Source organism: Novosphingobium organovorum, assembly GCF_022832435.1.
Lineage (GTDB): Bacteria > Pseudomonadota > Alphaproteobacteria > Sphingomonadales > Sphingomonadaceae > Novosphingobium > Novosphingobium organovorum.
The window spans coordinates 1-12697 of the sequence record NZ_JALHLF010000105.1; the positions used below are offsets into that span (position 1 = coordinate 1).

8 protein-coding genes are annotated in these 12697 nt (G+C 68.1%); 1 reads left to right on the plus strand and 7 read right to left on the minus strand.

Features of this window, described 5'->3' with window-relative positions; genetic code table 11:
* The 6 genes from MTR62_RS17495 to MTR62_RS17520 all read right to left on the minus strand — a co-directional run.
* Positions 1-272: FecR/PupR family sigma factor regulator (locus MTR62_RS17495; protein ID WP_244023334.1), on the minus strand; the 272-nt coding region annotated here is incomplete at its 3' end.
* Complete coding sequence (locus tag MTR62_RS17500; protein ID WP_244023336.1) at positions 265-795, minus strand: RNA polymerase sigma factor; 531 nt, start codon at positions 793-795, stop codon at positions 265-267. The genes MTR62_RS17495 and MTR62_RS17500, both read right to left, overlap by 8 nt.
* 115 nt (positions 796-910) lie before the next feature.
* On the minus strand, positions 911-3934 hold the full coding sequence (locus MTR62_RS17505; RefSeq protein WP_244023338.1) for a TonB-dependent receptor: 3024 nt from the start codon (positions 3932-3934) through the stop codon (positions 911-913).
* Positions 3935-4106: 172 nt separating this feature from the next.
* Positions 4107-6962: a TonB-dependent receptor gene (locus tag MTR62_RS17510; RefSeq protein ID WP_244023340.1), complete on the minus strand. Its 2856-nt coding sequence runs from the start codon at positions 6960-6962 to the stop codon at positions 4107-4109.
* Between the two features lie 216 nt (positions 6963-7178).
* Positions 7179-8306, minus strand: coding sequence for a phosphatidylinositol-specific phospholipase C1-like protein (locus tag MTR62_RS17515; protein ID WP_244023342.1), 1128 nt, complete (start codon positions 8304-8306; stop codon positions 7179-7181).
* A 123-nt stretch (positions 8307-8429) separates the two neighbouring features.
* A complete protein-coding gene (locus MTR62_RS17520) occupies positions 8430-9047 on the minus strand; it encodes a TetR/AcrR family transcriptional regulator (RefSeq protein ID WP_244023344.1) in 618 nt (205 codons plus the stop codon).
* A gap of 140 nt (positions 9048-9187) precedes the next feature.
* Here MTR62_RS17520 and MTR62_RS17525 point away from each other — a divergent pair, with 140 nt between their 5' ends.
* Entirely contained in the window at positions 9188-10276 is a 1089-nt protein-coding gene (locus MTR62_RS17525; RefSeq protein ID WP_244023345.1) for an alpha/beta fold hydrolase, read from the plus strand.
* A 2-nt stretch (positions 10277-10278) separates the two neighbouring features.
* Here MTR62_RS17525 and MTR62_RS17530 read toward each other — a convergent pair whose 3' ends face one another.
* Positions 10279-12657, minus strand: a complete 2379-nt coding sequence (locus MTR62_RS17530) for a GH92 family glycosyl hydrolase (RefSeq protein ID WP_244023347.1) — start codon at positions 12655-12657, stop codon at positions 10279-10281.
* Between the last annotated feature and the right edge of the window lie 40 nt (positions 12658-12697).

The window sequence follows — 12697 nt, forward strand, 5'->3', positions numbered from 1 at the left end:
GGAGCGGGTCGGGCTGGCCGCATCGCGGTGAGGGGGGGCGCATCGGGCGTATCGGCACCGGGCGCGGCCGGGATGGCGCTCTGCGCGGCGTCGAACAGCGCGGGATCGCACAGCAGGCGGCGCATCGTGGCAAAGGCGCGCGCGTGTTCGGGCGATCGGGCCAGCCAGTCGGACAGTTCGCGGCGTTCGGGCGGGCTCAGTTCGTCGGCCCGGTCGGCCCAGTCGGCGGCGATTTCGGTGATCGTGGGGTGCTCCTCGCGCGGGTCAGCCATTGTCGTTGTGTCCTTTCGCGGCGGGCTCCAGATCGTGTTCGAGGCTGCGCGCCAGATCGGCCATGGCGCGCACGAGGTGCTTCTTGACCGCCTCGAGGCTGAGGCCGAGCTCGTCGGCGATGGCCTGGCGCGAGCGGCCCTCGATGTGGCGCAGGCGAAAGACCGCGCGGCGCTGCGGGGTGAGCCGGGCGAGCGCGGCGTCGAAGCGGTCGAGCCGCTGGCGGTAGTCGAGCACGGCGTCGGGCAGCGGGCGTTCGCAGACCAGCTCGAGGCTGTCGATTTCGATGGTCTGCGCGCGGCTGCGCGGTGTGCGCGCCTGCGCGAAAATCACCGAATCGGCGATCCGGCAGGCGTAGGCCATCGGGTGTTCGATCACCTGGCGGCGCTCCTGCTCGATGACGCGGGCCAATGTTTCCTGCAGGACGTCCTCCGTCGTGTCCGGGTCGCGCAAGCGCTTTCGAATGTAGCCGCGAAGCCGCGAGAGACTGCCCAGGACGTGATCGGACGCGGTGTTCATCAGCATGGCGGGCACCTCGTGGGACGGACGGGAAGGTCCTGCGCTTCAGGGCTCACAGGAAGAAGAGTGCGCAGCGGCCTGTCCGGGGACAGGGAAACCGGAAGGACGCGGGGCCGGGACATCACAGCGGCAGCCGGATGCCGGTCGAGAACACCCGCCCCGAATGCGTGCGGGCGAGCAGGCGGTGTTCGTCGCGGTCGGTGTATTCGACGATCGGCGCATCGGTGAGGTTGCGCGCCTCGAACACCAGCTGGAGCGCCGCGCCGATCCGCGCGTGGGCGGCGAAGTCGAACGTCAGGCTGGACTTGACCCAGGTGCCGATGTTGCCGTTCTTGCCCGCGCCGGTGCGATAGGTCCCGCGATAGGCGCCCGAAAGCCGCGCGTCCCAGCGCCGTGCGGTGTAGTAGAGCGTGGCGTTGCCCGACCAGCGTGAGAGGTCGACCAGCGGCAGGCGCACCGCGACATCGTCGTAGAACACATCGCTGCTGCCCTGCGCGTATGTCGCGTTGGCCTGCACGCCGAGGCGGTCGAGCGGCGCGGGCAGGAAGGCCAGGTCGTGCTGCATGGCAAGCTCCGCCCCCGCGATCGCGGCGCCATCGACGTTGACCGGGCGCACCACGTTGTAGAGCGTCGAGGCGTCGAGCCCGGCGTAGAGAAAGGCGGTGGGAAAGCCGGTCTGCGCATAGGCCATGACGCTCGTCTGCGTGGTCACGAAGCTGTCGATGTTCTTGTAGAACAGGCCCAGCGTGGCGATCCCCTCGCGCCCCCAGGTGCGTTCGAGCGCGAGGTCGAGCGCGGTGGCGCGCATTGGCTTCAGCTGGGGGTTGCCGGTCTCGATCGTGCCGCCGAACGGGGTCGAATCGATTGCCGCGGCCGCGCGCAGGTCGGCGACGTCGGGGCGGCTGAAATTGCGGGAGGCCGAAAGCCGCAGCCGCAACTCGGGCGCCAGGTCGAGCCGGGCCTGGAAGGAGGGCAGCCAGATGCCGAAGCGGCTGGGCTGGTCGCGCGCGACCAGCAGCGTGCTGGTCACCGTGTCGGCTTCCTCGTCGGCGGCGTTGCCGATCGAGCGGGTGTCCGAGCGCAGGTACTGCAGGCCGATCTCGCCCGACAGCGGCAGCGCGGCGAGCGTGGTCTCGCCGTGGAGCAGCGCGAAGGCGGCATAGGCGTTCTCGCGGATGCGGTAGGCGCTGCCCGGCTGGTCGTCGCTGGCCGAAAGGTCGCGGGTCTGCCCGGTCGCGGCAAAGGTCGCCGCGACGTTCGCCACGGCGTAGCGCGCCAGGCTGGCGTCGGCAAAGGTCTGCGTGCGGGTCCAGCCGCTGGCGTCCTCGTCGTAGAGCACGCTGGCGCGGCGCTCGTAACCGTCGTTGACGTAGTGGCGGTAGCGCGCGCCTACACTGAGCGTCAGGCCGGGGGCGAACCGGTGGATCAGCGTGACGTGCGCGCTGGCGTAGCGGTTGACGATCGCATCCTCGCGCGTGTCGGCGCGCATCAGCGACCAGTTGGCCGCGTTCGCGATGGTAAAGCCGTAACGGTTGGCCGCGCGCGTGCCGGTGGCGACATACGAAAAGTCCTGCCCGCTCGACTGGAGGAAAACCTTGTCGAACACCGGCTCCTCGAAGTCCGAGCGTGACAGGCCCGCGCGCGCCTCGATCCGGGTGGCATCGCCGAGCGGGCTTTCGTAGGCGAGCACCGCCTGATCGAAATCGGTGTGGTCGCGCGTGATCTTGGCTTCGGTGCGCATGTCGATGCCGCTGAAATCCGCCGCGACCATCGTATCGCCCACGATGCGCACCGAGTTGAGCACTTGCGTGCCGTCGATGGTAGCGGTGGTGAGGCCATTGGTGCCTGCCGCGGCGAGCGAATATTCGCGCCGGTGGTTGGACAGCCGCGCGTGGATGAGGTCGAGCGTCAGGTGCGCGCCCCCGTCGCCCCGGTATTCGAGCGCGCCCACCACGTTGAGCCGGGTGAAGCGGTTGGTCCAGGTCGAATAGCTCTGCGCGCGCGCCATGTAGACCGGATCGCCGCTGGTCCCGGTCAGCCGGGCGGCGTCCTGCGCGCTGACGCCCGCACCGATATTGGCCGCGCCGAACGTCACCGGGGTCCAGTCCCAGTTGCGATAGCCGTATTCGGTCACCTGACTGGCGCCCCAGGTGCCGGCCAGGAGGACGCCCCAGTTGTCCCCCCGGCGCGCCATTTCGGCGGTGACCTGCGGGTCGAAGCCCCGCGCGTTGCCCCGGCTGCGCAGCTTGGTGGAGACGAGCGTGGTGTTGCCCGGCCGGTCGAACGGGTGGAGCGTGGTGAGCGCCACCGTCCCGCCGATGCCGCCCGCTTCCGCGTCGGCCTGCCAGGTCTTCTCGACCGCGACGTCGGAGAACAGGCTGGCCTCGAAGATCGAATAGTCGAACCGCCGGTTGCGGCTGACCGAGCCGCGGTTGTCCATGCCCGAGGCGGTCGTGGCGAGGGCTTCGACCCCGTTCAGCGTGGTGCGGGTGAACAGCGGACCCAGCCCGCGCAGCGAGACCTGGCGGCCCTCGCCGTTGTCGCGGCTGATCGCGACGCCGGGCAGGCGCTGCAGCGCCTCGGCGGCGTTGCGGTCGGGAAAGGCGGCGATGTCTTCGGCGCGGGTGACGTCGATCAGCGTGCGCGCGGCGTGCTTGATCGCGATCGAACCGCGCAGGCTCTCGCGGTAGCCGGTGACGAGGATCGGCGGCCCCGTGGCCGGTTCGGGCGGTGGTTCGTTTGTGGGCACTGCATCGATCTGTGCGGGCGCGGTGGGCTGTTGGGCCGTGACCGAGCGCGGCCGGGGAACGATGGCGAAGCCGCCGCCGGGCATGTGGCGCACGTCGAGCGCGAGCCCGCGGGTGATCGTCGCGATCGCTTGTTCGATGCGGTAGCGCCCATGAAGCGCCGCGCTGGCGCGCTGGCCGGGCGGTACGCTGGTGACGATCTCGACGCCCGCCCGGCGCGACAGCGCGGCGAGCATCGCGGCGAGAGAGCCGCGCGGCAGGTCGAGCGCGATGGAGGCCTCGCCCGCCGGTGAAGGCGCCTCGCGCGCCGCGGCGACGCCGGTCGGCAGGATGCCGGTCAGGCAGGCCGCAAGGCACAGGGCCGGGCGCGCAGCGGTGGGACGAGACAGCGAAGACACGGGGGAGAAGCGCCCTTTCCAGCGGGCGGCTACCAGTGTGTCATGACAGGCTCGTGACCATGGCCTGACGTTTGGCGACGGACGGTTGAGGCCAGAGGCAAAAATCAGGCGAAGGGGTGAAGGAGCGGCGCGAGGCGCCGCTCCTTGGGATAGTAGCGCGTACCGGAGGCGATCAGAACTCGACCCGGAAACCACCCATGATCGTGCGGCCCGAGCGGGTGTAGACATAGAGCCGCCTGGAGGTGTCCGAATACTGCTTTTCGGCCTGGTTGGTCAGGTTCACGCCGTTGAGCGTGAGCGTGAGGTAGTCGTTGACCTTGAAGTGCGCCGATGCGTCGACATAGAGCGTTGCGGCGTAGCCCGAGAGGTCCTGGTCGACCACCGTCTCGCCGTTGACCGTCGTGGTGATCGGCGCGGCGCTATAGACGTAGCTCGAACGGTAATTGCCCGAGACGCGCGCGTCGAACCGGCTGTCGGCGTAGTACAGCGTGGCGTTGGCGTTGTACTTGCTCAGCCCTTCGAGCGTGGTCTTGGCGGCATAGTCGCCGTAGATCGTGCGGTAGTCGTACTGCGAGTTGACATAGGTGAAGTTGGCCGAGGCGCCGAACCGGCTGAGCAGGCCGGGCAGGAAGCTGAAATCGCTCTGCGCGGCGAGTTCGAGGCCCCACAGGTCGGTCTTGCCCAGGTTGATCGGGCGCGAGTAGCTCGACACCACGGTATCGGCGGTGAGCCCGTCCATCAGGTCGGTCGACAGGCCGGTTTCGCTATAGGCGATGTCGTAGACGGTCTTGGTGGCGATGAACCCGTCGAGCGTCTTGTAGAACAGCGCCGCGCTGAGCGAGCCGTGGTTGGCCATGTAGTATTCGACCGAGAGGTCGAGGTCGGTCGACTTGTAGGGCTTGAGGTTGGGGTTGCCGGTGGAGACCGAGACCTCGCCGTTGTCGCCGCTGGTGACGGTGCCGTTGACCGCGAGCGAGCTGAGCGTGGGGCGGTTGATGTTGCGCGCCGCCGCCGCGCGCACCACCAGCTTGTCGGAAAGATCGAAGATCAGGTTGGCGGCGGGCAGGAAGCCCTGGTAGCTCGAATTGCCGGTGATCGTGCTGGAACTGCCGTCGACGGTGCCCACGCCCACCGAATCGATGCCGGTGTGGTAGAACCGCCCGCCGATGTTGCCGCGAAACGGGATCGCGCCGAGCGTGTGGTTCCAGTTGTACTGGGCATAGGCGGCGAAGGTGCTTTCCTCGACCGCGTAGTCGCTGCCACGGTTGGTGAGGTAGTCNCGAAACGGGATCGCGCCGAGCGTGTGGTTCCAGTTGTACTGGGCATAGGCGGCGAAGGTGCTTTCCTCGACCGCGTAGTCGCTGCCACGGTTGGTGAGGTAGTCGCTGCGATCGATGCCCAGCGCGGAAAGCGCCTTGGCGTAGTCGACGATCACCCACGACTGGCCCGGATAGCCGTTGTAGACCTTGTAGTAGTCGGAGATGTCCGCGCTGACCGAACCGTCCTGGAACGAGGACTTGAGCACGTCGTCGGCGGTGAGCGTGTAGCCGCTGTTCTTGAACCGGCGCCATTCGCCGCCCACGCTGATCGTGTCATCGGGGCTCAGCGTATAGTCGAAGCTGCCGCGCACGGTGTCCATCGCGGTGTCCTGGTAGGACGCGGACATGTCGATCTCGTGGGCGTGGTAGTTCGACGGGTCGGTGGTGTCCCAGCCGTAGGTGTTTTTCATCCCGTACGTGCCGGTGTACTGCGTGATGACGTCGCCGTAAGCTTCGGTGTAGAACTTGTCGCTCACCGGCATGGCGTAGCTCGAACGCTCGATACCGCCCAGGAACCGGAAGGTGAGCTTGTCGGTGATCGCGGTGTCGCCGCTCAGCACCGCCTGCTTGAAGGTGTTGCTGGTCTTCTGGGTGCGGGTCTCGGTCGATGTCTGCGCGCCCGACACGTCGAGGTAGGTGACCTCGTCGTCGTCGTTCCACGCGATCGCGTTGATCGTCGAGGCGGGGTAGGTCACCCCGGCGAAGGTCTGCGCGCCGCCCAGCCAGGTCGAGCCGCCCGACCCGCGCGAGGCGAGATGGGTCTCGAACCGGTCGGCCTTGAACTTGCCGTAGAGACCGTCCAGCGTGATGTGCGTCGAATCGCCCGGATTCCACTGCATCGAGGCGGTGATGCCAAGGCGGTCCTGCGTCGAATCCCAGACCGACAGGCGGTTGCCGCGGGCAAAGCGCAGGGTGCCCGAATTGATCTTGTCCTGCTCTTCCTCGGTCAGTCCCGAGATGTCCGAGCCATTGGCGCCGTTGGTGCGCCAGCGGTAGGTGTCGTGGCCCTGCTCACGTGTCTGGCGGTGGCTGTAGGCGGCCGAGACGAGCAGGCCGAAATCGCCCCAGTTCTTCGAGACGAGCCCGGTCAGGCGCGGCTGGAAGTCCTTGGTCAGGCTGTTCGATCCGCCCTGCGCGGAGAAGGCGAACTTGTCGCCGTCGTAGTCGAGCGGGCGGGCGGTGTAGAGGCCCACGGTACCGGCAAGACCGCCTTCGCTCTGGTCGGCCGAGTAGGACTTCTTGACGTCGACCCGGTTGAACAGTTCGGCGGCGAAGATGTTGAAGTCGAACGCGCGGTCGCGGGTGCCCTGGCCACGGCTGTCCTGCGGGCTGTCGACGTTGCCGAGCACTTCCATGCCGTTGAGCTGGACGCGGGTGAAATCGGGGCCGAGGCCGCGCAGCGAGATGCGGCGCCCTTCGCCCGCCTCACGGTTGATCGCGATGCCCGGCAGGCGCTGGAGCGCCTCGGCGAGATTGAGGTCGGGGAAGGCGGCGATGTCGTCGGCGACAATCGAGTCCTGGATGATCGTGGCGCTGCGCTTGACGTCCTGCGCCTTGAGCAGGCTGGCGCGGTAGCCGGTGACGACGATGGCTTCGGGATCGGGCGCTTCGGTGCTGGTGGCGGCGCTGGTATCGGCGGCGAAGGCCGGTTGCGCGGCGGCGATCGCGAGCGCGGAAGTGAACAGCCAGACGTGGCGGTGGGTGGTCATGGTGAAAACAGGCTCCCCGGTCCTTGGCGAAAAAGGACTGAGCGCGCTGCGGAGATGCACCGCGCTTCTGGTCGGGGAGAGCCTGTGAAGTTCCCGGCGGGGACAAATATTTTTAATGAAAATTCAAAGACATATTGATGACATTTTTGTTTCAGTGCCTTTCCGCAGGATGTGTTGGTGTCGACGTCTTGCACGCTTCTTCGTGTTTCGAGGCGTTTACTTTGCCGCCTGGGCACCGTTGTCCGGTCCGAGCGCCGGGGCCGGGCAGCCTTCGGGGCGGCGCACCGGGTTGCACAGAACCCGCGCGCCACCGGGTAGCGCCAGGTGGTAGGCGTTGTGAAAGCGCGGATCGGGCCAGAGGTAGTCGCTCGAGACATATTGCGCGCCGCTGGCCAGCGCGGCTTTCAGGCGGGCGGTGTCGTTGGCGCGGGCCTCGATCGTGCCGTCATCGGCGCGGGTGCGCACCAGGAACCCGGCCTTGACCGCGGCGCGGATGCGCGCCGCGTCGCGCAGCGGGTCGTTGATCGTCATGTAGGCGGCGGCGGGCGAATCCGCGTCGGTGTTGACGAAGAACACCCGCCCTTCCAGTGAGCGGCGCTTGCCACGGTAGAGCGCGACCTTGCGCGCGTTTTCATCGAGCGCGAAGAGGAAACGCCCGCGCGCCTCAGCCAGCGTGGGCCAGTTGTCGGCCAGCACCGCGTCGCGCAGCGTCGGGTAGGCGCCCTGCACGTCGTCCGGGGTAATCAGCTTTTCGGGGGCGAGCACCGAGCGGACTTCGGCGTCGAGCGCGTCGTAGGCGGCCTCGGTGAACGGGGCCGCCTTGACCAGCGGGCTGCTGTCGTAGGTGTTGAACATCAGCAGGATCGGGGTGTGGCCGGGGTGGGCATCGGACCAGTCACGCAGGATCGTCAGGCACTGCACCAGCCTCGCACAGCTCGATCGCGTGTCGAGCCCGGCCATGTGCTGGACCTTGAAACCGGGCTTGAGGAGATCGGGATCGCGCGCGCCCATGGCGTAGAGCCCGCCTTTGGGATCGTACCAGACGTCAAGCTCGATCTGGCGCGCCCCGACATCGAGCTGTTCGCGCAAGGGTCGGTGCGCGTAGTCGAGGCTGGTCGCCAGCGCGGGGTCCTTGGCGCGCAGCCTGGCCATCGTTTGGGCCGGGATCGCCTGCTTGTAGCTGTTGTGCGTGCCGATCGCGAGAATGTCGTTGAGCCGCAGCGGCGCTTCCTCTGCGCGCAAGGGCTGCGCGCAGAGCCCCCAGAGCATCCCGCAAAGGGCAAGGCCGATGGCGAGGTGCTGGGGCCGGAGGGGGGGACAGAAGGGGGCGACGCGGCGGGACATGGCGGCAACTTCCTGAAAAAGGAGGAGAAGCGCGGTGTCCTAGAGCGTCAATGCTACAGTTGCGCGACCGTGTCCCGAAGTCCCGCGTCCCTTGTCGGGGGCCTTGGCCTTGGCATCGGCTCGTTACCCGTTCGGATGCGGACCGGCCGCGAAGAAGCCGGTGACGAGGCGCACGATGGCGTCTTCGAGCGCGCGGGTGCCGAGCAGCGGCGAGCCTTGCAGCACCGCGCGGCGCAGCACTTCGACGACCGAGCGGCCGATGACATAGGCCTCGGCCGGGTCGAGCGGCGCGGTGGCGCTCGGATGGTCGCTCCACACCGCGAGGATCGCGTTGGCAAAGTGCGCGGGCGGATCGGGCAGGCCGTGATCGAGGCTGTAGACGACGAGCGCGCGCACCAGCTTGGGATCGACGGCGCGATAGCGGGCAAAGGCCTCGTGCAGGCAGCGCACCAGCGCTCGCGTGCGGGTGTGCGGGTCCTTGCCCTGTGTCGCGGCAAGCGTGGCGGCGACGAGCGTTTCGACGCGTTCGCGCTCGCGTTCGATGAGGGTGAGGACGATCGCCTCGCGGTTCTCGAAATACTGGTATATCGTGCCGACCGAATAGCCCGCGCGCTCGGCGAGGTGGTTGGTGGTGAACGGCATGCCGGTCTCGCCCGCCAGAAGCTGAGCGCTGGCCTCGATGATCGTGTCGATGGTCTGCCTCGAACGCGCTTGTGATGGCTTTTTTCGTTTTGTTTCCATGCTTTCTTATCGTTCCTGGGTGCGAGGATCGGGTTTGGGAAAAGGCGAGTAGGGCGCGCTTTCAGGGCCGGATAGACTTGCCCTGCCCGCCGCACCGGATGCGCGCAGGCTCTATTCTGGTGGCGATGAAGGTCCGATTGATGGCGTTTTTTCCGTTTTCCGCAAAGCCCCGCCGCACGGCTCTGCTGGTGGCCGCGGCATCGCTTCTGGGCATGGCCCTGGCCCCTGTGGCAAGGGCCGCTCCCGTGCCGGCGCCGCTGCCCACCCACGCGCAGATTGCCGCAGCCGGCTATCGGCACAAGGTGGCACAGGTCAACACGGTGCAGCTCAGCTACTGGGAAGGGCCCGACAACGGCCCGCCGCTGGTCCTGCTCCACGCCCAGTTCCTCGACTGGTACGCCTACGCGCGGGTGCTGCCCGAGCTGGCGCGCCACTTCCACGTCTATGACGTCGATTATCCCGGCCACGGCGAAACCCGCGTGCCTGCCGACTATCCGATGAACGCGGTGCGGATCGGGACGGATCTGGGCGATTTCATCAAGGCGCGGATCGGCGTGCCGGTGTTCGTGACCGGCAATTCCTCGGGCGGGCTGCTGGCGACCTGGCTGGCGGCCAACCGGCCCGAACTGGTGCGCAAGGTCGTGCTCGAGGACCCGCCGCTGTTCGCCTCGCAGTATCCCGCGATCAAGCAGACGGTGGCCTACACGTCCTTCGCCAACAGTTATTCGGCGGTGCACGAGGATCACTCGGCGGACTTTCTGCTCTACTGGATCGACCGCAGCCGTCCGTTCTTCCGCAAGAATGCCGGGCCGGGCGCGGCCTGGATGCTGATCCGCGCGGTCGAAGCGTTCGAGCGGCGCAACCCCGGTCAGCCGGTCGAGCTGGCCCGGCTCGCCGCGCGCAACCCCACCGTGTTCATGCTGATCCGCGGGCTCAGCGCCTACGATCCGCGCTTCGGGGCGGCTTTTTACGATGGCAGCTGGAACAAGGGCTTCGATCACGGCGCGGCGCTGGCGCGGATCCGCTGCCCGGTGCTTCTGCTCCAGGCCAACGGTTCGATCAACGCGCAAGGCCGGCTCGACGGCGCGATGACCGAGGCGCAGGCGCGCGCGGCGATGGCGCAGCTGCAGCATGGCACCTACCGGCGCGTCGATGCGAGCCATGTCGTCAATCTCGACAAGCCCGAGCTGTGGCTGGGCGCGGTGGAGGACTTCCTGCGCGCGCCGTGAGTTCAGTCAGGCTGCGGCGCCGTCGAGAGGGAGTAGGGCCGCGTTGCCGCCCCCGTCCCCCAGCGCGTGTTCGGTCTGGCCTGCATGGTAAAACGCAAGGTGCCGCCCGCGCGCACTTCGGCATCGGTGATCCAGGCGCGATCGAGCGGCCGGCCGTTGAGTTCGACCTTGCCGACGTAAGGCGTCTTGTCCGAAAGGTTCTGGGTGTCCACGGTGAAGGTCTTGCCGCCGGGCAGGGTCAGGCGCGCGTGGCGCACGAAGGGGCGTCCGATCACGTACTGGTTCGAACCCGGCGTGACCGGATAGAAGCCAAGCGCGGTGAACACCAGCCAGGCGGACATCTGGCCCAGGTCATCGTTGCCCGCGAGCCCGTCGGGCGTGGGTTTGTACTGGCTGGCCACGATCTGGCCGAGGCGTTCCTGCGTGCGCCACGGCTCTCCGGCGTAGACATAGAGATAGGCGACGTGGTGGCTTGGTTCGTTGCCGTGGATGTACTGGCCGATGAGCCCGGAAATATCCTCGGCGTGGCTGTAGTCGAGCCTGGAGGTGTCGAAGTCGAACATCGCGTCGAGCCGTTTGACCACCTTGCGGTCTCCGCCGAGCATGGCGAACAGCCCGGCCTGGTCCTGCGGCACGAACCAGCTGTATTGCCAGGCGTTGCCCTCGGTGTAGTCCGAGCCGTAGTTGATCGCGGTGGGATCGAAGGGGGTGCGGAACGATCCGTCGCTCTTGCGGGCGCGCAGCCAGCCGCTTTGCGCATCGAAGGAATGGCGCCAGTTGCCTGCGCGCGCGGCGAAGCGCTGGGCGATGTCGGTGCGGCCCATCGCCTGCGCCATGCGCGCGATGGTCCAGTCATCGTAAGCGTATTCGACCGTCTTGGACGCGGCTTCGGGTTCCTTGTCGATCGGCACGTATCCGCGGCGCATGTATTCGCCCAGCCCGCCGTAGGGGGCATAGGTCGCGCTGGCGACCATCGCGTCAAGCGCTCGCTTGGCGTCGAAGCCGCGAAACCCCTTGAGGTAGGCGTCGGCGATCACCGGCACCGCGTGGTAGCCGATCATCGTCCAGGTTTCGCGCCCGGCGAACTGCCACACCGGCAGGATGCCCCAGGGGCTTTCCTCGCGGCTGGCGAGCAGCGATTTCACCACGTCGGTGGTGGTCTCTTCGGGCTGGACGAGGGTCAGCAGCGGGTGTTCGGCGCGAAAGGTATCCCATAGCGAAAAGGTCGAGCGGAAGGTGAAGCCGCTTGCCTGGTGGACCTGATCGTCGGGCCCGCGGTAGCGCCCGTCGGCATCGCTCCACACGCTGGGGGCGAGCAGGCTGTGGTAGAGCGCGGTGTAGAGGCTGGTGCGCATGGGCGCGGGGGCATCGATCTGCAGGCGGCCGAGCGCGGCGCGCCACTGGGCCTGCGTGTCGGCGCGCACCGTGTCGAAGTTGCCGGGCTGGGCGGCGAGATTGGCGATCGCACCCTGCTCGTCCACGCCGGAGAGCGCCACGCGTACCTCGAGCGGGGCGTCGAGCGTGCCGAAGTCGAGCCGCGCCTCAAGCGCCTTGCCCAGCTTTTCGGCCAGCGCGTCGGGTCCCTGTCCGGGCAGGGCCTGGGGCGCGCGGAAGCCTTTGTAGGCGACGTGTTCGTCGCGATCGAGGAAGGCGTGGTCTTTCAGGGGCGCGGAAAAGCGCATGGCGAAGAACAGTTTGCGGCCCGGTGCCCAGCCGCGCGTTTCGCGAAAGCCGGTCAGCGTGCCATCGGGATGCAGGTGGAGGCCTGACCACAGCACCTTGCCCGGATAATCGTAAAGGCTGGCGCGCAAGTCGAGCAGGAGGTGCGCCTCGGCGCCCTTGGGAAAGGTGTAGCGGTGGACGCCAAGGCGCGTGCCCGCGGTCATCTCGGCGCGCACGCCGCTGTCGGCCAGCGTGACCGCGTAGTAGCCGGGCGTGGCCACCTCGCTGGCGTGCGAGAAGCGCTGGCGGTAGCCTTCGTCGGGCGTGTCGGCGCGGCCGGGGTCGAGCTTGACCGCGCGTGCCGGGCCGATCGCGGGCATGACCAGAAAATCGCCGAGGTCCGAGTGCCCTGCGCCCGAGAAATGGGTGTGGCTGAAACCCTGGATGGTGGTGTCGGGGTAGCTGTAGCCCGCCGCGTGGGCGTAGCAGTCGCGGATCTGGCAGGTCGCGTCGGTGTCGGGCGAGAGCTGGACCATGCCGAAGGGCGCGCTGGCGCCGGGGAAGGTGTGGCCTTCGGGGCCGGTGCCGATCATCGGATCGACGTAGCGCAGCGGGTCCGGCGCGGATGGCGTATCGGGCGCGGCGCCCAGCGGGGGCAGCGCGACGGGCGAGGCGGCGAGGGCAAGGCCAAAAGCGGTGAGCGCGACGGGCGATTTCATGGCCGCCACGATAGGCCCGCGCGCGCGATGCGCAACCGTC